Raw genomic sequence first — 19,261 nt, forward strand, 5'->3', positions numbered from 1 at the left:
CTCAAGTACCGCTGGTGCTCCGGTGCGTGCTGTGCGGTGCCCGTCCCCGCACTGCGCGACCGGCGGTACGGAAGAGCCTAGAACCACTCCGCGCTGGTGGGGAGATCATTTCAGTCATTGACTATTCCCGTCTCCGGCTGAAATGCGGTCGGTAAAGCAGTCGGCTGCGGGTGCCCTGTGAGGGCATCCGCAGCCGCCCCGCTTTGTCAGAGGTACTGACCGGTGTTTGCCACCGTGTCGATGGAGCGTCCGGTGTCCGCGCCTTGCTTTCCGGTGACGAGGGTTCGGATGAATACGATCCGCTCGCCCTTCTTTCCGGAGATTCGGGCCCAGTCATCGGGGTTGGTGGTGTTGGGCAGGTCCTCGTTCTCCTTGAACTCGTCCACGCAAGCCTGGAGGAGGTGGGAGACGCGCAGGCCCTTCTGGTTGTGTTCGAGGAAGGCCTTGATGGCCATCTTCTTCGCACGGTCGACGATGTTCTGGATCATCGCGCCCGAGTTGAAGTCCTTGAAGTAGAGGACTTCCTTGTCGCCGTTGGCGTACGTGACCTCGAGGAAGCGGTTTTCCTCGGTTTCGGCGTACATCTGCTCGACGACCGTCTGGATCATGCTGTGGACGGTGCCGGCCGTGGAGCCCTGGTGTTCGGACAGGTCGTCCGAGTGGAGGGGCAGCGAGGCCTTGAGGTACTTGGCGAAGATGTCCTTCGCCGCCTCGGCGTCCGGGCGCTCGATCTTGATCTTCACGTCGAGCCGGCCGGGGCGCAGGATGGCCGGGTCGATCATGTCCTCGCGGTTGGAGGCGCCGATGACGATGACGTTCTCCAGGCCTTCCACGCCGTCGATCTCGGCGAGCAGCTGGGGGACGATGGTGTTCTCCACGTCCGAGCTGACTCCGGATCCGCGGGTGCGGAAGAGAGATTCCATCTCGTCGAAGAAGACGATGACGGGGGTGCCCTCGCTGGCCTTCTCCCGGGCACGCTGGAAGACGAGGCGGATGTGCCGCTCGGTCTCGCCGACGTACTTGTTGAGGAGTTCGGGGCCCTTGATGTTCAGGAAGTAGGACTTCCCGGCGGGCTGGCCGGTCACCTCGGCGACCTTCTTGGCAAGGGAGTTGGCGACGGCCTTGGCGATGAGCGTCTTGCCGCATCCGGGCGGGCCGTAGAGCAGGATGCCCTTCGGGGGCCGCAGTTCGTGTTCCTTGAAGAGGTCGGGGTAGAGGTACGGGAGCTCGACGGCGTCGCGGATCAGCTCGATCTGGTCGCCCAGACCGCCGATCTTGTCGTAGTCGATGTCCGGGACCTCTTCGAGGACGAGTTCCTCGACCTCGCTCTTGGGGACCACTTCGTAGACGTAGCCGGAGCGGGGTTCGAGCAGCAGGGCGTCGCCGGGACGGATGGTGATGTCCAGGAGCGGCTCGGCGAGCCTCACCACCCTTTCCTCGTCGGTGTGCCCGACGACCAGGGCGCGCTCGCCGTCTTCAAGGATTTCCTTGAGGGTGACGATGTCCCCGGCCCGCTCGTACTCCATGGCCTCGACCACGTTGAGCGCTTCGTTGAGCATGACCTCCTGGCCGCGCCGGAGGTCTTCCGGCTCGACGCTGGGGCTGACGTTCACGCGGAGCTTTCGGCCGCCGGTGAAGATGTCGACGGTGCCGTCCTCGTTCGCCTGAAGGAAGACACCGAACCCGGCCGGCGGCTGTGCGAGCCGGTCGACTTCTTCCTTGAGGGCCACGATCTGGTCGCGGGCCTCACGGAGGGTATTCGCCAGTCGTTCGTTTTGCGCGGAGACGCCGGCCAGATTCGTCTGGAGCTCGACGATCCGCTCTTCGAGAATCCTCGTGTGTCGCGGAGAGTCGGCGAGCTTGCGTCGCAGGACGGCGATTTCCTGCTCGAGATAGGCAACCTGGCCAGCGGGGTCCTCAGACCCTCGCCCGGGCCGGATGCCGCGGTTGATGTCGTCGTCGTGGGCTGCCACGGTCCTCACCTCCTCCAAGGGGAGCTGGACGCTTCCTGACCCTACCTGGGCTGGTGGTGATTGAAACCCCTAGATCACAAAGACGGTAGAGGTGTGTCCGATCTTCACCCTTGCGTACTCCCTCACGCCAAGGAAATACCCACCCATCAACATCGGAAAGCAGCCGGTTGTAAGGTCGAACTGTTCAACACCCGTCAGCGGTCGTGCGACTTGCCTTGAGTCGCGGCCGGGACGGGTCACTCAGCGCAGGGAACGGCAGGAGATATGACCGTGCAGCAGGAGGCTCCCACGGGCGGCGCCGGTGGGACCGGTGAGCCGCTTGAGGTCTGGATCGACCAGGACCTCTGCACCGGGGACGGCATCTGCGTGCAGTACGCCCCGGAGGTGTTCGAGCTGGACATCGATGGTCTGGCCTATGTGAAGAGCCCCGAGGACGAGCTTCTGGTGGAGGTGGGGGCGACCACTCCGGTTCCCCTGACGCTGCTCCAGGACGTGGTGGACTCCGCCAAGGAATGCCCGGGTGACTGTATTCACGTAAGGCGCGTTTCGGACAGGGTCGAGGTCTTCGGTCCGGACGCCGAGTAATGGCCTTGTGACGCTTCAAACCCGTGTGGGGGCCGAGTCCGTCAGCTCCTGGCGGAATTTCCCGTCGCTCCAGCGCCACTTGGCGAGGTGTTTCGTGTCGGGGCTGAAGCGCGGTATGTCCGGCGAGGAGTAGCCGAGGAGGCTCGCGGTGACGATCCCGTCGCGGACGGTGAGGTCGCTGACGGTCTGTCGCCGGGCGGTGTCGAGGAGGGTGGCGACGACGCGGGGCCGGGCGCCCTCGCCCCGGTCGCGGGTCACTACGTAGAGCGCGTGGGGCGGGGTCCCGGAGCCGGCGTCGCAGCGGACGGCGGCGACGGTCTCGGGGCGGCCGTCGCCGTCGAGGTCGCCCTGGGCGGTGTCGGTGACGACCTGCGGGGCGCCGTTGCAGTCGAGGGGGTACGAGAGCGCCCGCGCGTCGGGGGCGGCGGCCCGGGGGTCGTCGGCGGTGTCGGCGGGGGTGCCCGCGGAGGTCCGGGCGGTTTCTCCGGGTCCGGTGGCGGCGCCGGCGGAGGGCTGGAGGAGGCCCGCGGCGGCTATGACGGCGGCCATGGCGGATGCGGTGGCGAGCCAGTGGACGGCGCGGGTGTGGTGGTGCGCCAGGGTTTCCAACGTCGGCGCGAGCTCGGCGGCGGGGCTGTGCGGCACGCGGGGTGTCTCCTGTGCGAAGGGTGACGGGGAGCCAGCATCGTGCCACACCTCACACGGAGGTGGAACGGCTGGGTCCGGCCTGGGTGCGCGGCGGCCCGGAGGCAACGAAAAGGCGCTGCGGCGCAGTTCCCGGTCGGTCCGGGGAACTGCGCCGCAGCGCCTGCGTGTTGGTTGCCCGGGTGGGCTCGGCGGGTGGGGTCAGCCCCGGTCGCCGGAGGCGGCGGAGCCGCCGGACTGGCTGCCCGGTCCGTCGTAGTCCTCGCCGTAGGCGCCCTTGGCGGGGCGGCGGCGGCGCATCGGGGGCTCGACGCCGTCCGCGAGGCGGCGGGCGGTGACGAGGAAGCCGGTGTGGCCGATCATCCGGTGGTCCGGGCGGACGGCCAGGCCTTCGACGTGCCAGTTGCGGATCATCGATTCCCAGGGCTGCGGCTCGGCGTAGCAGCCGAACTCGCGGATGGATTCGACGGTGCGGGCGAGCTGGGTGGTGGTGGCCACGTAGCAGCACAGGATGCCGCCGGGGACCAGGGCCTTGGAGACGGCCTCCAGGCATTCCCAGGGGGCGAGCATGTCGAGGATCACGCGGTCGACGTCCGTGTCGGACAGGTTGTCCTGGAGGTCGCCGACGGTCAGCTGCCACGCGGGGTGGGGGCCGCCGAAGTAGCGCTCGACGTTGGCCGTGGCGATCTCGGCGAAGTCCGCGCGGCGCTCGTAGCTGTGGAGCATGCCCTGGTCGCCGATGGCGCGCAGCAGGAAGCTGCTCAGGGAGCCGGAGCCCACACCTGCTTCCACGACGCGGGCGCCGGGGAAGATGTCGGCGAAGGCCAGGATCTGGCCCGCGTCCTTGGGGTAGACCACGGCGGCACCGCGGGGCATGGACAGGACATAGTCGGGGAGCAGGGGACGCAGCGCGAGGTACGCGACGTTGCCCGTGGTACGGACAACACTGCCCTCGGGAGCACCGATCAGCTCGTCGTGCGGGAAGGAACCCTTGTGGGTGTGGAAATTCTTCCCGGCTTCGAGCGTGAACGTGTAGTGGCGGCCCTTGGGGTCGGTGAGCTGAACCTGGTCCCCGACCTCGAAGGGCCCGCGTCGGCGGGCGGCACCGGTCGGTTCGGACATGTGACCAGTGTATTGGCTTCAGGACTGGGGCCGCGCCATGGCCTTCACGAAGGCCTTTTCGACGTCGAGGGTGGACAGGACGCCGTAGATCTCGCCGCCGGTTTCGACGACGAGGTATTCGCTGGCGGGGGTGGCGCGGAGGTGTTCGAGGAGTTCTTCGCCGGTGAGTTCCGCTGAAACCTTCATGCCGTCGGTGAGGTCCTGGGCGAGGGTGCTGACGGCGACCCAGGGGCGGCGGTGTTCGGGGACGGAGGCGATGGCGCTCTCGCGGACGATGGCGGTGGGGTCGCCGTGTCCGTCGACGACGACGAGGGCGCGGGCGCCGGCTTCGTTGGCGCGGCGGAGGGCTTCGGAGAGCGGGGTGGCGTTCTCGACGGGGATGGCGCGCCGGGTGAGGGCGCGGGCCCGGAGTTCGGGGAGGTGTTCGCGCAGCCGGGCCATGCGGAGGCTGTTGCCGGCGCCGGTCCAGATGATGCCGGCGAGGATCGCGGCGAGGAGGGCGTCCATGACGGTGTTCATGCCGCCGATTTCGCTGCTGCGGTTGCCGAGGGTGCCGGTGTGGGTGAGCAGGGGCAGGCCGAGGAGGACGGCGACGGCGAGGCCTCGGCCGACCCAGGCGGCGGCGACGGTGCCGGTCATGGGTTTGCCGGTGATGCCCCAGATGACGGCGCGGAGCATGCGGCCGCCGTCGAGGGGGAGGCCGGGGAGGAGGTTGAAGGCGGCGACGAGGAGGTTGGAGATCATCAGGCCGGCGAGGAGGACGCCGGGGACGGTGGCGGGGTCGACGGCCTTCATGCCGAGGTAGAAGAGTCCGGCGAGGACGAGGGAGAGGAGGGGGCCGACGAAGGCGAGGACGAATTCGCGGCCGGGGGTCTCGGATTCCTTCTCGATCTCGGAGACTCCGCCGAAGAACTGGAGCTGGATGCGGCGCACGGGGAGTTTGAAGCGGAGGGCGGCGATGGTGTGCGCGAGTTCGTGGACGAGGACGGAGGCGTAGAAGGCGACGGCGAAGAAGAGGGAGACGAGGTAGCGGACGGGGCCGAGGTCGGGCAGGATCCGGTCGAGCTGGTCGCCGAAGACCCAGGTGATGAGGGCGGCGACGAGGAACCAGCTGGGCGAGACGTAGACGGGCACGCCGAAGGGGCGGCCCATGAGGAGTCCGCCGCCCGGGTCGGAGCGGCGGTTGGCGCGCTCGCCGGTCTGGTCGGTGTCTGCCACGGCTGTCCTTCGTTCGGTGCTGTCCGGCGGGTCGGTTCCGTCGGTGGTTCCCATTGTGGTTCCCGCGCGGTCGGGGTGCGGAACGGGGTCGTGTGGTGGCGCGGTGTGATGCTCCGATCATGCAGTGCGAGGGGGGTCGGCGTCGATGGTACGCACGGGCTGTCGGTGATGGGTCGTACTGTTTTGGGTATGACGACGCCCCCCGGTCCCGTTGCCGCCGCCGCTGCGGACGCTGCGGTGAGTGCTGCCCGGCCCTCTTCGCTGTCTCCTTCGCGGGCGGGTGATTTCATGCGGTGCCCGTTGCTGTACCGGTTCCGGGTGATCGACAAGCTGCCGGAGAAGCCGAGTGCGGCGGCGACGCGGGGCACGTTGGTGCACGCGGTGCTGGAGCGGCTTTTCGATCATCCGGCCGAGGAGCGGACGGCGCCGCGGGCGAAGGCGTTGATCCCGGGGCAGTGGGACCGGCTGCTGGAGGCGAAGCCGGAGCTGACGGAGCTGTTCCCGGAGGGTGACGAGGGGGCGGGGCTGGCGCGGTGGCTGACGGAGGCCGAGGCGCTGGTGGACCGCTGGTTCACGTTGGAGGACCCGACGCGGCTGGAGCCGGTGGAGCGGGAGTTCTTCGTGGAGACGGAGCTGGAGTCGGGGCTGCGGTTGCGCGGGATCATCGACCGGGTGGATGTGGCGCCGTCGGGTGAGGTGCGGATCGTCGACTACAAGACGGGCAAGGCGCCGCGGCCGGAGTACGCCGAGGGCGCGTTGTTCCAGATGAAGTTCTACGCGCTGGTGGTGTGGCGGCTGAAGGGGGTCGTGCCGCGCCGGCTCCAGCTGGTGTACCTGGGCAGTGGGGACGTGGTGACGTACGACCCGGTGGTGGCGGATCTGGAGCGGGTGGAGCGCAAGCTGCTGGCGCTGTGGGACGCGATCCGGGAGGCGACGGAGACGGGTGACTGGCGGCCGCGGCCGACGAAGCTGTGCGGCTGGTGTGATCATCGGGCGGTGTGTCCGGAATTCGGGGGGACTCCGCCGGTGTACCCGCTGGTGATCTCTCCGCGCCCCGAGCCGGTGGAGCCGGCTTAGCGGGTGGGGCCGGGGGCGGCGCCGGGGGTGCTCCCGGCGGGTTCTCGGTGGTCCGGCCAGGGCAGAATGGGCGGGTCTTGGAAGCCGTCCGACGAATACGAGGTATGACCCGTGGCGATCCGCGTCCTTCTGGTCGACGACCAGCCGCTGCTGCGCACCGGTTTCCGGATGATTCTGGAGGCAGAACCGGACCTGGCGGTGGTCGGTGAGGCCGGGGACGGTCTGCAGGCGCTGGACCAGGTGCGGGCGTTGCAGCCCGATGTGGTGCTGATGGACATCCGGATGCCGCGGATGGACGGGGTGGAGGCGACCCGGCAGATCACGGGGCCGGGGCGGGACGGGCCGGCGAAGGTGCTGGTGCTGACCACGTTCGATCTGGACGAGTACGTGGTGGAGGCGCTGCGGGCGGGGGCGAGCGGGTTCCTGCTGAAGGACGCGCCGGCCAATGAGCTGGTGCAGGCGATCCGGGTGGTGGCCGCGGGCGAGGCGATGCTGGCGCCGAGCATCACGCGGCGGCTGCTGGACAAGTACGCGGGGCACCTGCCGTCGGGTGAGGACAGTGTTCCGAACACGCTGGGGACGCTGACGGAGCGCGAGGTCGAGGTGCTGAAGCTGGTGGCCCGGGGGTTGTCGAACGCGGAGATCGCGGCGGACCTCTTCGTCAGTGAGACCACGGTGAAGACGCATGTGGGGCACGTGCTGACGAAGCTGGGGCTGCGCGACCGCGTGCAGGCGGCCGTGTACGCGTACGAGAGCGGTCTGGTCCGTCCGGGGGCGGGTCAGTAGGCGCGAGAACGGGCCGGCAGCCGCGTGGTGCGGCTGCCGGCCCGTTTTCAGTGGGTGCCGGGCGGGTCAGCCCTTCGCGATCTCCCAGAAGCGGAAGACGGTGGAGGCGTCCAGGGACCACTGGAGGCCGGTCACGTTCGGGCGGGTGACGGCGTACTGCTTGCCCTGCCAGAGCGGGAGGATCGGGATCTCCTCCGCGACGATGTCCTGGAGGCGGCCGTAGTCGACGGTCGCGGCCGTGCGGTCGGACTTGGCGGAGGTCGACGGGATGATGGTCCCGCTGATCTCCTTGTTGTCGTAGTTGTTGCCGAGGACGTTGTCCGGGCCGAAGAACGGCTGCGTGAAGTTGTCCGCGTCCGGGTAGTCGGGGACCCAGCCGAGCGCGTAGACGCCGTACTTGCCGGCCTTGATGTCCTTCTCGTACTGGTCGAAGGGCACCGACTGGACGTCGACCTCGAAGAGGCCGCTGTCGTTGAGCATCTTGGCGATGGCCTGGAACTCCTGGTCCATGGCCGGGCCGTAGCGGGTGGGCGTCGAGTGCAGGGTCAGCTTGACCTTGTCCTTGATGTTGGCCGCGCGCAGTACGGCCTTGGCCTTCTCGGGCTGCGGGGTGCCGCCGTAGCGGTCGAAGAAGGCGGTGTTGTGCGAGGCGATGCCGGCCGGGATGATCGAGTACAGGGAGGTCGCGGTGCCCTGGTAGACGCCCTGGACGAGGGCTTCGCGGTCCACGAGGTAGGCCATGGCCTTGCGGATGGGGAGCTTTCCGGCGACCGGGTCGCTCATGTTGAAGACGAGGTGCTGGACCTCGGCTCCGGTGCCCTGGATGACCTCGATCTTCTGGTCGCCGGTCTTGTTGGAGAGGTCGGCGATGTCCTTGGCGGCGAGGCCGCGGTAGGCGAAGTCGACGTCGCCGCTTTCCAGGACCTTCTTCAGGGCCGCCTGGTCGTCGGTGAAGAACTTCATGGTCACGCCGTTGTTCTTCGGCTTGGCCTTGCCGGAGTACGAGTCGTTGACCGAGAAGTTGGCGCTCTTGTCGTTGATCGAGTCGAGCTTGTAGACGCCGGAGCCGGTGGCCTTGCCGTCGGAGCGGAGCTTGTCGGCCGGGTACTCGGTGTGGTCGACGATGGAGCCGGCACCCGAGGCGATCTTGCTGGGGAAGGTCGCGTCGGACGTCTTGAGGTGGAAGACGACGGTCTTGTCGTCGGGGGCGTCGATGCTGGCGATCGACGAGAGCATGACGGCGGGGCCGTTCTCGTCGTTGATCTTCAGCGTGCGCTCGAAGGAGTACTTGACGTCCTTCGAGGTCAGGCTGTTGCCGTTGCTGAACTTCAGGTCCGAGCGCAGGACGCACTTGTACGTCTTGCTCTCGCCGCCCTCGAAGTTGCAGGACTGCGCGGCGTCGGGCTCCGGCGTCGTGCCGCCCTTGGGGAAGCTCAGCAGGGACTGGAAGACGTTGTTGAAGAGCAGCCACGAACCGGGGTCGTAGCCCGACGCGGGGTCGGTGGCCTTGACCTTGTCGGATATGCCCATGACCACGCCCTTGCCGCCGCCCGCGGCCGTGCCATCCTGCGAACCGCAACCGCTGAGCAGCGCGGCGGCGGTGGCTGCGCCGAGCGGGGCCGCCAACCACTGGTTACGTCTCATCACGCGAACGTCCTTCACAGTCGAACTGTTTCGTTGCGCCGGCCCGCGACATCCGCTGCCGGGTTGTTACCGGTCTCAGCCGCTTACGCCGCGGCCGAGTTCCCACAGCTGGAGGTCGGAGATGGCGTTGACAGACCACTCCACTCCGGTGATCCCGTCGCGTGCGGCGACGTACTGCTTGCCCTGCCACAGGGGCAGGACGGGCACGTCTTCGGCGACGATGTCCTGCATCTCCGAGATCGCGCCGGCGGCGACACCGCGGTCGGCCGCGCGACGGGATTCGGGGATGAGCTTGGTGCGCACCGTGGTGTTGGCGTACGGCGTGCCCAGGAAGTTGTCCTGCTCCAGGAACGGGGCGAGGAAGTTGTCGGCGTCCGGGTAGTCGGGGAACCAGCCGAGCCCGTAGGCGGCGTAGTCGCCCTTCTTCTGGGCGGGGCGGAATTCGGACCATTCCTTGCCCTGGACGGTGATGTCGAAGAGCTGGGTGGAGTTCAGCTGGGTCTTGAGGGCCTCGAACTCGGCGGCGGTGCCGTCGCCGTAGTGGTCGGAGGTGTAGCTCAGGGTCAGCTTGACCGGGGTCTTGATCCCGGCGTCCTTCAGCAGGGCGGCGGCCTTGGTGGTGTTGGCCTCGCCGTACTTGTTGAAGAACGAGTTGACGTGGCCGTTCACGCTGGCGGGGACCAGGGAGTACAGGGGCTGCGCGGACTTGCCGTAGACCTTGGAGATGACGGCGTTGCGGTCGACGGCGGCGGCGAGGGCCTGGCGTACTGCCTTGTCCTTGACGACCGGGGCTTCGGTGTTGAAGCCGATGTAGCGGATCTCCAGGCCGGGCAGGGGGGTCAGCTTGACGCCCTTGGGCGGCTTGGCGGAGAGCTCGGTGATCTGGGCGGGCGACAGGGTGCGGGAGACCATGTGGATGGATCCGGCGGCGAGGGCCTTGCCCATGGCGGCGGAGTCCTCGAAGGTGCGCAGTTCGACCTTGTCGTTCTGCAGCTTGATGTCGCCCTTGTAGTTCGGGTTCTTGGTGAAGACGGCGCGGACGAGGCGGCCTTCCTTGACTTCGGCCTTCATGGTGTACGGGCCGGAGCCGTCGATGCCGAAGCCCTCGCGGAGCTTCTTGGCGTCGTAGTCCTTCTCGCTGACGATGCCCGCGGCGGGGGTGGCGAGCTTGTACGGGAAGGTCGCGTCCGGGGTCTTCAGGTGGAAGACGACGGTGTCGGCGCCCTTGACCTCGACGGTGTCGAGGGTGGAGAGCAGCGAGGAGGGGCCGTTCTCGTCCTTGATCGCGATGACGCGGTCGATGGAGAACTTGACGTCCTTGGCGGTGAGGGGCTCGCCGCTGGCGAACTTCATACCGGGGCGCAGGACGCAGCGGTAGCTCTCGTTGCCGGTGTCGGTGAAGCGGCAGTCGGAGGCCGCTTCGGGGACGGGCTGGCCGCCGCCGCGCGGGGTGTGCATCAGCGTCTGGACGGTCTGGCGCAGTACGTTCCAGGCGCCGGCGTCGTAGGCGTAGGCCGGGTCGAACGGGGCGGGGGCGTAGTCGGCGGCCTCGAACCGGTCGGTGGTCCCGACGACGATCGCTCCGGAGCCCGCTCCTCCACCGGTCGCGGTGCCGCAGGCGGCCAGCGCGGGGGTGAGCAGTCCGGCCGCGGCCGTCAGCACCATGGTCTTGCGGTTCATGCTGGAAGTACTCCCTATACCGGCACTTGCTCAAAGCGGCGTAAAGGGCACTTCGCGACGGTCGCCCGTTCAGGGCGGAACGATCGGGCCGGTGTTGTGACGATCGGTCCACGCGATCCCGGCACGGTGGTGTGTGTCCGGGACTGCTGAGGTGCGGCGCGGTGCCCGGATTGACAGTAGTGGCCCTGAACGGGATGGCTGGAACTGCGCCGAGTTGGGGCGTAATCGCACGGTGATGGGCGGGGACTGCCTGTTCATCCCGGGGTGTCCGCAGATGGGGTCAGTAGCTGATCAATCCGGACACAAAGGAAGCCCCCGGGGGGTCCTGACAGGACCGCCGGGGGCTTCGCGCGTGACCAAGGTCACCTGGGACAATCGGCCCGGCGGAGGTGGAATTTCAGCCTCCGGGGCGTAGCACGGAAGATTCTTCCGCCGAGCGTGTTTTTATGCAGGTTCCGTTCGGTACGGAGCGTGTGCGGTCAGTTCATCGGAGTGATGAGGGAGCGCAGGAAGGACAGGTCCACGTCCTCCAGCGAGCGGACGATCGTACGGCCCGGGGCGGGCGGGATCACGCCGACCGAGGGGACGGCCACGACCCGGCAGCCGGCGGCCTCGGCGGCGGCGACTCCGGTGGCGGTGTCCTCGATGACGGCGCACCGCGAGGGGTGCGCGCCCAGGGTGCGGGCGGCGATCAGGTACGGGTCGGGGTGCGGCTTGGTGCGGGGCACCTCGTCCCCGGCGACGCTCAGCGCGAACCGCTCGGGGCCCAGGGCGCGCAGCACCCGGTCGATGACCCGGCGGTGCGAGGCGGAGACGAGGGCGGTGGGCACGTTGTGCCGGGCCAGCTCGGCCAGCAGGCGCTCGGCGCCGGGCATGAGCGGGACCTGGTCGGCGATGCGCGCCTCGAAGCGCTCGTTGAGCAGGACGCTCAGCTCCATCAGGGTGATGGCGGCGCCGGTGGACTCGATGAGGAAGGCGGCGCTTCGGGTCATGGGGCCGCCGACGACCACGTCGCGCCAGGCCTCGTCGAGGCGGTGGCCGAGCTCGCCGAAGACGTCCACCTCGATCTCCCACCAGAAACCCTCGGTGTCGACGAGGGTGCCGTCCATGTCCAGCAGCACCGCCTGGAGGGCATGTCCGTCGGCCGTGCGGGCGACGGGGGCGGGAACGGTGCTGGTCATCCGGCACACACCTCTCTGAGGGGACGAGAAGGCCGGTCACCTCTTCCCCATGGGCATTCCCCCGGGGAACAGGCGACCGGCCTGTATGGGACCGACAAGTGTACGTCGGTCCGCGTCAGCGTGCGTTGAAATACTTCGCTTCGGGGTGGTGGATGACGATCGCGTCGGTGGACTGCTCCGGGTGGAGCTGGAACTCCTCGGAGAGGTGGACGCCGATCCGCTCCGGCTGGAGGAGGTCGGCGATCTTGGCGCGGTCCTCCAGGTCGGGGCAGGCGCCGTAGCCGAGGGAGAAGCGGGCGCCGCGGTACTTGAGGTCGAACATGTCCTCGACCGCGGCCGGGTCCTCGCCGCCGAAGCCGAGTTCGGCGCGGACGCGGGCGTGCCAGTACTCGGCCATGGCCTCGGCGAGCTGGACGGACAGTCCGTGCAGCTCCAGGTAGTCGCGGTAGGAATCGGACTCGAAGAGCTTGGCGGTGGCCTCGCCGATCTTCGACCCGACGGTCACCACCTGGAGGCCGACCACGTCGGTCTCTCCGGACTCCTCCGGGCGGAAGAAGTCCGCGAGGCACAGGCGGCGGCCGCGGCGCTGGCGCGGGAAGGTGAAGCGGGTCCGCTCGTTCCCGGAGTCGTCGAGGATGATCAGGTCCTCGCCCTTGGAGACGCAGGGGAAGTAGCCGTAGACCACGGCCGCTTCGAGCAGGTTCTCGGTGTGCAGCTTGTCGAGCAGGCCGCGCAGCCGCGGCCGGCCCTCGTTCTCGACGAGCTCCTCGTACGTGGCGCCGCCGGCGCGGGCCTGCTTGAGGCCCCACTGGCCCTTGAAGAGGGCGCCCTCGTCGAGCCAGGAGGCGTAGTCCTTGAGGGGGATGCCCTTGACGACGCGGGTGCCCCAGAACGGCGGGGTGGGGACCGGGTTGTCGACGGAGACGTCGGAGCGGCCGCCCGGCTCCTGCTGTTCCTCCACTTGGAGGGCGGGAGTGTCGCGCTTGGCGACGCGGCGCTGCTTGAGCTCGGGGAGCGTGGCGCCGGGGACTCCGCGCTTGACGGCGATGAGGGCGTCCATCAGGCGCAGGCCCTCGAAGGCGTCGCGGGCGTAGCGGACCTCGCCCTCGTAGATCTCGTGGAGGTCCTGTTCGACGTAGGCGCGGGTGAGGGCGGCGCCGCCGAGGATCACCGGGTAGTCGGCGGCCAGCTTGCGCTGGTTCAGCTCCTCCAGGTTCTCCTTCATGATCACGGTCGACTTCACGAGGAGTCCGGACATCCCGATGACGTCGGCCTTGTGCTCCTCCGCGGCTTCGAGGATCGCGGACACCGGCTGCTTGATGCCGATGTTCACGACGTTGTAGCCGTTGTTGGTGAGGATGATGTCGACGAGGTTCTTGCCGATGTCGTGGACGTCGCCCCGGACGGTGGCCAGCACGATGGTGCCCTTGCCCTCGTCGTCGGTCTTCTCCATGTGCGGTTCGAGGTAGGCGACGGCCGTCTTCATGACCTCCGCCGACTGGAGGACGAAGGGGAGCTGCATCTGGCCGGAGCCGAAGAGCTCGCCGACGACCTTCATGCCCTCCAGGAGGGTGTCGTTGACGATGTCGAGGGCCGGGCGGGTCTGGAGGGCCTCGTCGAGGTCGGCCTCCAGGCCGTTCTTCTCGCCGTCGATGATCCGGCGCTGGAGCCGCTCGTCCAGGGGCAGCGCGAGGAGCTCCTCGGCGCGGCCGGCCTTGAGGGACTTGGTGTTGACGCCCTCGAAGAGGGCCATCAGCTTCTGGAGCGGGTCGTAGCCCTCCGCCCGCCGGTCGTAGATCAGGTCGAGGGCGGTGCCCACCTGCTCCTCGTCGAAGCGGGCGATGGGGAGGATCTTGCTGGCGTGGACGATCGCGGAGTCCAGGCCGGCCTTGACGCACTCGTCGAGGAAGACGGAGTTCAGCAGCACGCGCGCGGCCGGGTTGAGGCCGAAGGAGATGTTCGACAGGCCGAGGGTGGTCTGGACGTCCGGGTGGCGGCGCTTGAGCTCGCGGATCGCCCCGATCGTGGCGATGCCGTCCCCGCGGGACTCCTCCTGGCCGGTGCAGATGGTGAAGGTCAGGGTGTCGATGAGGATGTCCGACTCGTGGATGCCCCAGTTCCCCGTCAGGTCGTCGATGAGCCGTTCGGCGATGGCGACCTTGTGTTCGACACTGCGGGCCTGGCCCTCCTCGTCGATGGTGAGGGCGATCAGCGCGGCGCCGTGCTCCTGCGCCAGCCGGGTGACCTTGGCGAAGCGGGACTCCGGGCCGTCGCCGTCCTCGTAGTTGACGGAGTTGATGACGGCGCGGCCGCCGAGCTTCTCCAGGCCGGCCTGGATGACGGGAACCTCGGTGGAGTCCAGGACGATCGGCAGCGTCGAGGCGGTGGCGAACCGGCCGGCCAGCTCCCGCATGTCGGCGACGCCGTCGCGGCCCACGTAGTCCACGCACAGGTCGAGCATGTGCGCGCCCTCGCGGATCTGGTCGCGAGCCATCTCCACGCAGTCGTCCCAGCGGGCTTCCAGCATGGCCTCGCGGAACTTCTTGGACCCGTTGGCGTTCGTCCGCTCGCCGATCGCCATGTACGCGGTGTCCTGCCGGAACGGCACCGTCTGGTAGAGGGAGGAAGCGCCGGGCTCCGGTTGCGGCACCCGGGTGACGGGGCTCAGGTCACGGACCCGCTCGACGACCTGGCGCAGGTGCTCCGGGGTCGTGCCGCAGCAGCCGCCGACCAGGGACAGGCCGTACTCGCGGACGAAGGTCTCCTGGGCGTCGGCGAGCTCGCTCGCGGACAGCGGGTAGTGCGCGCCGTTCTTGCCGAGGACGGGCAGGCCGGCGTTCGGCATGCAGGACAGCGGGATCCGGGAGTTGCGGGCGAGGTAGCGCAGGTGCTCGCTCATCTCCGCGGGGCCGGTGGCGCAGTTCAGGCCGATCATGTCGATGCCCAGCGGCTCCAGCGAGGTGAGGGCCGCGCCGATCTCGGAGCCCAGCAGCATGGTGCCGGTGGTCTCGACGGTGACCGAGCAGATCAGCGGCACGCTGATGCCGAGGGCCTCCATGGCGCGCCGGGCGCCGATGATGGAGGACTTGGTCTGGAGGAGGTCCTGGGTGGTCTCGACGAGCAGCGCGTCGGCGCCGCCGGAGATCAGGCCCTCGGCGTTGGTCTGGTAGGCGTCGCGGATGGTCGCGTAGTCGATGTGGCCGAGGGTGGGGAGCTTGGTGCCGGGGCCCATCGAGCCGAGGACCCAGCGCTGCTGCCCGGTGGCGGTGGTGAACTCGTCGGCGACCTCGCGGGCGATGCGGGCGCCGGATTCCGAGAGCTCGAAGTTGCGCTCGGGGATGTCGTACTCGGCGAGGGCGGCGAAGTTGGCGCCGAAGGTGTTGGTCTCCACGCAGTCCACGCCGACGGAGAAGTACTCCTCGTGGACGGAGCGCACGATGTCGGGGCGGGTGACGTTGAGGACCTCGTTGCAGCCTTCGAGGTTCTGGAAGTCCTCAAGGGTGGGGTCCTGCGCCTGGAGCATCGTTCCCATGGCTCCGTCGGCGACGACCACGCGGGTCGCGAGCGCCTCTCGGAGGGCATCGGCCCGGTTCTGCGGGTCGGTGGGCAGGTTCGGCAACGAGGCCATGACTGAGCTCCCTGGAATGCGACGGCTGTCGGCTTTACACCCCTTCTGTGTCCAGGGTGCACGCGGTCAGGGTAACCGCGCGGCAACGGCCCCGGTGGAGGTGTCCCACGTGGCGGACTGCATTCTGGGCGTGGGGTCTTCCCGGCATGGCCGAAACCGGCTGTCCTGAAGAGCGGCACTTCGTGCGCGAGGTCGACATCGACCGATACTGTTCAGCATTGTCGAACTACGTCAGCAGGAGGCTGCACGATGGCACGGAACATCCAGTCGCTCGAACGAGCCGCTGCGATGCTGCGGCTCCTGGCGGGCGGCGAGCGCCGGCTGGGACTCTCGGACGTGGCGGGCGCCCTGGGCCTCGCCAAGGGCACCGCGCACGGGATCCTGCGCACCCTGCAGGCCGAGGGCTTCGTGGAGCAGGACCCCGCCTCCGGCCGCTACCAGCTGGGCGCGGAGCTGCTGCGCCTGGGCAACAGCTATCTGGACGTCCACGAGCTGCGGGCCCGCGCCCTGGTGTGGACGGACGACCTGGCCCGGGCGAGCGGCGAGAGCGTGTACGTGGGCGTGCTGCACAAGAGCGGGGTGCTGATCATGCACCACGTGTTCCGGCCCGACGACAGCCGCCAGGTGCTGGAGGTGGGGGCCATGCAGCCGCTGCACTCCACGGCCCTGGGCAAGGTGCTGTCGGCGTTCGACCCGGTGGCCCACACGGAGGCCGTGGAGGCGGAGCGCGAGGCGTTCACTCCCCGTACGGTCACGGACCCCGCCGGTTTCGAGGAAGTGCTGGACCTGACCCGGGCCCGCGGCTGGGCCTCGGACGTCGAGGAGACCTGGGACGGCATCGCCTCGGTGGCGGCGCCCATATACGACCGGCGCCGGATGCCCGTCGGCGCGGTCGCCGTCGCGGGGGCCGTGGAGCGGGTCTGCGGGGAGTCCGGCGAGCCCCGGCCGGCCCTGGTGGCCTCGGTCCGGGACTGCGCCCGGTCGGTTTCGCGCGACCTTGGCGCGGGCCGGTTCTGACCTTGCTTTGAGTGCACCCCTGGCCGATCCATGCGCCAATGGGGTGCATTTCGCCATTTTCTGATCATGGGATGGCCGATTTTGGGCGATCGTACCGTGTGGTAACGATCCGACTTTTGACCTGGTCAACCCTTGACGCGTTCTTCACCCGGGATGAAAACTGCCGTTCATCGGTCGGCATTGTCGAACAGCTACCGGCAATACGCGTTAGGCTGTGGCAAGGCCAAGGACCGGTGCAGCACTCACCGAGTGCGTGGACCACCGGAGGGACCCGGTGTCCGCCCACCCCTGGACGTAAGACAAAGGAGTCGCGGGTGTCCAGCTCCGACATCTTCATCGGCGAGACCATCGGTACCGCCCTGCTCACCCTGCTCGGTGGTGGCGTCTGCGCCGCCGTCACGCTGAAGAGCTCCAAGGCCCGGAACGCGGGCTGGCTCGCGATCACCTTCGGCTGGGGTTTCGCCGTACTGATCGCCGCCTACGTGTCCGCGCCGCTCTCCGGTGCGCACCTCAACCCGGCGGTCACCGTCGGCCTCGCCATCAAGAACAGCGACTGGAGCGACGTACCGGTGTACTTCGCCGGTCAGCTCCTCGGCGCCATGCTCGGCGCCGTCCTGATGTGGGTCACCTACTACGGCCAGTTCCTGGCGCACCTGTCGGACCCGGAGCACATCCGTGACGCCAAGCTCGGCCCGGAGGACCCGCACCCGCACGACCAGGCCGGCCCGGTGCTCGGCGTCTTCTCCACCGGCCCCGAGATCCGCAACGTCGTCCAGAACCTCGCGACCGAGATCATAGGCACCGCCGTCCTGGTCCTGGCGATCCTCACCCAGGGCCTCCAGGACGGCGGCAAGGGCCTCGGCGTCATCGGCGTCCTGATCACCTCCTTCGTGGTCGTCGGCATCGGCCTCTCGCTCGGCGGTCCGACCGGCTACGCCATCAACCCGGTCCGCGACCTCGGTCCGCGCATCGTCCACGCCCTGCTGCCGCTGCCCAACAAGGGCGGCTCGGACTGGGGATACTCCTGGATCCCGGTCGTCGGCCCGCTCGTCGGTGCCGTCATCGCCGGTGGTCTGTACAACATCGCGTTCGCCTGATCAGCATCGGCTCGTATCGCAAGATCCGCACCGCAGTCCTGATTCCGCCTACTTAGAGACCCTGCCAGGAGCAGCCACCATGACGCACAGCACCGGCCCCTTCATCGCCGCGATCGACCAGGGCACCACCTCCTCCCGCTGCATCGTCTTCGACCGCGACGGCCGCATCGTCGCCGTCGACCAGAAGGAGCACGAGCAGATCTTCCCGAAGCCGGGCTGGGTCGAGCACGACGCCACCGAGATCTGGACCAACGTCCAGGAGGTCGTCGCCGGCGCCATCGCCAAGGCCGAGATCACCGCCGCCGACGTCAAGGCGGTCGGCATCACCAACCAGCGCGAGACCACCGTCCTGTGGGACAAGAACACCGGCGAGCCGGTCCACAACGCGCTGGTGTGGCAGGACACCCGCACCGACGCCCTGTGCAGGGAGCTCGGCCGCAACGTCGGCCAGGACCGCTTCCGCCGCGAGACGGGCCTGCCGCTGGCGAGCTACTTCGCCGGCCCGAAGGCCCGCTGGCTGCTCGACAACGTCGAGGGCCTGCGCGAGCGCGCCGCCGCCGGCGACATCCTCTTCGGCACCATGGACTCCTGGGTCATCTGGAACCTCACCGGTGGCGCCCAGGGCGGTGTGCACGTCACGGACGTCACCAACGCCTCGCGCACCATGCTGATGAACCTGCACTCCCTGGAGTGGGACGCCAAGATCGCGGAGTCCATGGAGGTGCCGCTGGACATCCTCCCCGAGATCAAGTCCTCCGCCGAGGTCTACGGCCACGTCAAGGACGGCGTCCTCGCCGGTGTCCCGGTCGCCTCGGCGCTCGGTGACCAGCAGGCCGCCCTCTTCGGCCAGACCTGTTTCGCCGAGGGCGAGGCCAAGTCCACCTACGGCACCGGCACGTTCATGCTCATGAACACCGGCGACAAGGTCATCAACTCCTACAGCGGCCTGCTGACCACGGTCGGCTACAAGATCGGCGACCAGCAGCCGGTCTACGCGCTGGAGGGCTCCATCGCCGTCACCGGCTCGCTCGTCCAGTGGATGCGCGACCAGATGGGCATGATCAAGACCGCGGCCGAGATCGAGACCCTCGCGTCCTCGGTCGAGGACAACGGCGGCGCCTACTTCGTGCCGGCCTTCTCCGGCCTGTTCGCCCCGTACTGGCGCTCCGACGCCCGCGGTGTGATCGCCGGCCTCACCCGGTACGTCACCAAGGCGCACATCGCCCGTGCCGTCCTGGAGGCCACCGCCTGGCAGACCCGTGAGATCACCGACGCCATGACCAAGGACTCGGGCGTCGACCTCGCGGCCCTCAAGGTCGACGGCGGCATGACCTCCAACAACCTGCTGATGCAGACCCTCTCCGACTTCGTGGACGCCCCCGTGGTCCGTCCCATGGTCGCGGAGACCACCTGCCTCGGCGCCGCCTACGCCGCCGGCCTGGCCGTCGGCTTCTGGCCCGACACCGACGCCCTGCGCGCCAACTGGCGCCGCGCGGCGGAGTGGACCCCGCGGATGCCCGCCGAACAGCGGGACCGCGAGTACAAGAACTGGCTCAAGGCCGTCGAGCGGTCCATGGGCTGGATCGACGACGAAGACGCCAGCTGACC

General features: G+C 68.8%; 14 protein-coding genes. 6 read left to right on the plus strand and 8 right to left on the minus strand.

The window, feature by feature from the left end:
• Nucleotides 1-206: 206 nt before the first annotated feature.
• On the minus strand, nucleotides 207-1,973 hold the full coding sequence (gene arc, locus EES41_RS09205) for a proteasome ATPase (RefSeq protein WP_008741919.1): 1,767 nt from the start codon (nucleotides 1,971-1,973) through the stop codon (nucleotides 207-209).
• A gap of 264 nt (nucleotides 1,974-2,237) precedes the next feature.
• On the opposite strand from arc, the gene EES41_RS09215 reads away from it, so the two are divergent.
• Nucleotides 2,238-2,558 carry a ferredoxin gene (locus EES41_RS09215; protein ID WP_123077156.1) on the plus strand — a complete coding sequence of 107 codons (321 nt, stop codon included), beginning with the start codon at nucleotides 2,238-2,240 and terminating at the stop codon, nucleotides 2,556-2,558.
• 15 nt (nucleotides 2,559-2,573) lie between these two features.
• Here the strand turns inward: EES41_RS09215 and EES41_RS09220 are convergent, their stop codons facing one another.
• From EES41_RS09220 to EES41_RS09230, 3 genes are all read right to left on the minus strand, one after another.
• Nucleotides 2,574-3,107 (minus strand): hypothetical protein, encoded by a 534-nt coding sequence (locus EES41_RS09220; protein WP_250568981.1) that lies wholly within the window; start codon nucleotides 3,105-3,107, stop codon nucleotides 2,574-2,576.
• Nucleotides 3,108-3,404: 297 nt separating this feature from the next.
• Nucleotides 3,405-4,325, minus strand: coding sequence for a tRNA (adenine-N1)-methyltransferase (locus EES41_RS09225; protein ID WP_008741922.1), 921 nt, complete (start codon nucleotides 4,323-4,325; stop codon nucleotides 3,405-3,407).
• A gap of 18 nt (nucleotides 4,326-4,343) precedes the next feature.
• Nucleotides 4,344-5,477, minus strand: coding sequence for a site-2 protease family protein (locus EES41_RS09230; RefSeq protein ID WP_123082359.1), 1,134 nt, complete (start codon nucleotides 5,475-5,477; stop codon nucleotides 4,344-4,346).
• Between the two features lie 255 nt (nucleotides 5,478-5,732).
• Here EES41_RS09230 and EES41_RS09235 point away from each other — a divergent pair, with 255 nt between their 5' ends.
• Complete coding sequence (locus EES41_RS09235; RefSeq protein WP_250568979.1) at nucleotides 5,733-6,620, plus strand: RecB family exonuclease; 888 nt, start codon at nucleotides 5,733-5,735, stop codon at nucleotides 6,618-6,620.
• A gap of 111 nt (nucleotides 6,621-6,731) precedes the next feature.
• Nucleotides 6,732-7,406 (plus strand): response regulator transcription factor, encoded by a 675-nt coding sequence (locus EES41_RS09240; RefSeq protein WP_123077162.1) that lies wholly within the window; start codon nucleotides 6,732-6,734, stop codon nucleotides 7,404-7,406.
• Between the two features lie 66 nt (nucleotides 7,407-7,472).
• Here EES41_RS09240 and EES41_RS09245 read toward each other — a convergent pair whose 3' ends face one another.
• The 4 genes from EES41_RS09245 to metH form a co-directional block, all read right to left on the minus strand.
• Nucleotides 7,473-9,050 (minus strand): ABC transporter substrate-binding protein, encoded by a 1,578-nt coding sequence (locus EES41_RS09245; protein ID WP_123077164.1) that lies wholly within the window; start codon nucleotides 9,048-9,050, stop codon nucleotides 7,473-7,475.
• Nucleotides 9,051-9,125: 75 nt separating this feature from the next.
• The gene (locus EES41_RS09250; protein ID WP_123077166.1) at nucleotides 9,126-10,730 is read right to left on the minus strand and encodes an ABC transporter substrate-binding protein; all 1,605 of its coding nucleotides are present in this window, start codon (nucleotides 10,728-10,730) and stop codon (nucleotides 9,126-9,128) included.
• Nucleotides 10,731-11,209: 479 nt separating this feature from the next.
• Nucleotides 11,210-11,911, minus strand: coding sequence for an HAD family phosphatase (locus EES41_RS09255; protein ID WP_123077168.1), 702 nt, complete (start codon nucleotides 11,909-11,911; stop codon nucleotides 11,210-11,212).
• Between the two features lie 115 nt (nucleotides 11,912-12,026).
• A complete protein-coding gene (metH, locus tag EES41_RS09260) occupies nucleotides 12,027-15,539 on the minus strand; it encodes a methionine synthase (protein ID WP_123077170.1) in 3,513 nt (1,170 codons plus the stop codon).
• Nucleotides 15,540-15,788: 249 nt separating this feature from the next.
• Here metH and EES41_RS09265 point away from each other — a divergent pair, with 249 nt between their 5' ends.
• The 3 genes from EES41_RS09265 to glpK all read left to right on the plus strand — a co-directional run bounded on the left by EES41_RS09265 (nucleotide 15,789) and on the right by glpK (nucleotide 19,259).
• Nucleotides 15,789-16,556, plus strand: coding sequence for an IclR family transcriptional regulator (locus tag EES41_RS09265; RefSeq protein WP_073796019.1), 768 nt, complete (start codon nucleotides 15,789-15,791; stop codon nucleotides 16,554-16,556).
• Nucleotides 16,557-16,870: 314 nt separating this feature from the next.
• Nucleotides 16,871-17,653, plus strand: coding sequence for an MIP/aquaporin family protein (locus EES41_RS09270; protein WP_008741931.1), 783 nt, complete (start codon nucleotides 16,871-16,873; stop codon nucleotides 17,651-17,653).
• A 79-nt stretch (nucleotides 17,654-17,732) separates the two neighbouring features.
• On the plus strand, nucleotides 17,733-19,259 hold the full coding sequence (glpK, locus tag EES41_RS09275) for a glycerol kinase GlpK (protein WP_174261661.1): 1,527 nt from the start codon (nucleotides 17,733-17,735) through the stop codon (nucleotides 19,257-19,259).
• Nucleotides 19,260-19,261: the final 2 nt, after the last annotated feature.

The sequence above is a fragment of the Streptomyces sp. ADI95-16 genome (genome assembly GCF_003721495.1).
GTDB lineage: Bacteria > Actinomycetota > Actinomycetes > Streptomycetales > Streptomycetaceae > Streptomyces > Streptomyces goshikiensis.

What these genes read in the sequence shown, in the direction of transcription:
- EES41_RS09215 (WP_123077156.1), top strand. Translation starts at nt 2,238, where the DNA reads ATGACCGTGCAGCAGGAGGCTCCCACGGGCGGCGCCGGTGGGACCGGT.
- EES41_RS09220 (WP_250568981.1), bottom strand. Translation starts at nt 3,107, where the DNA reads ATGGCCGCCGTCATAGCCGCCGCGGGCCTCCTCCAGCCCTCCGCCGGC.
- EES41_RS09225 (WP_008741922.1), bottom strand. Translation starts at nt 4,325, where the DNA reads ATGTCCGAACCGACCGGTGCCGCCCGCCGACGCGGGCCCTTCGAGGTC.
- EES41_RS09230 (WP_123082359.1), bottom strand. Translation starts at nt 5,477, where the DNA reads ATGGGCCGCCCCTTCGGCGTGCCCGTCTACGTCTCGCCCAGCTGGTTC.
- EES41_RS09235 (WP_250568979.1), top strand. Translation starts at nt 5,733, where the DNA reads ATGACGACGCCCCCCGGTCCCGTTGCCGCCGCCGCTGCGGACGCTGCG.
- EES41_RS09245 (WP_123077164.1), bottom strand. Translation starts at nt 9,050, where the DNA reads ATGAGACGTAACCAGTGGTTGGCGGCCCCGCTCGGCGCAGCCACCGCC.
- EES41_RS09250 (WP_123077166.1), bottom strand. Translation starts at nt 10,730, where the DNA reads ATGAACCGCAAGACCATGGTGCTGACGGCCGCGGCCGGACTGCTCACC.
- EES41_RS09255 (WP_123077168.1), bottom strand. Translation starts at nt 11,911, where the DNA reads ATGACCAGCACCGTTCCCGCCCCCGTCGCCCGCACGGCCGACGGACAT.
- metH (WP_123077170.1), bottom strand. Translation starts at nt 15,539, where the DNA reads ATGGCCTCGTTGCCGAACCTGCCCACCGACCCGCAGAACCGGGCCGAT.
- EES41_RS09265 (WP_073796019.1), top strand. Translation starts at nt 15,789, where the DNA reads ATGGCACGGAACATCCAGTCGCTCGAACGAGCCGCTGCGATGCTGCGG.
- glpK (WP_174261661.1), top strand. Translation starts at nt 17,733, where the DNA reads ATGACGCACAGCACCGGCCCCTTCATCGCCGCGATCGACCAGGGCACC.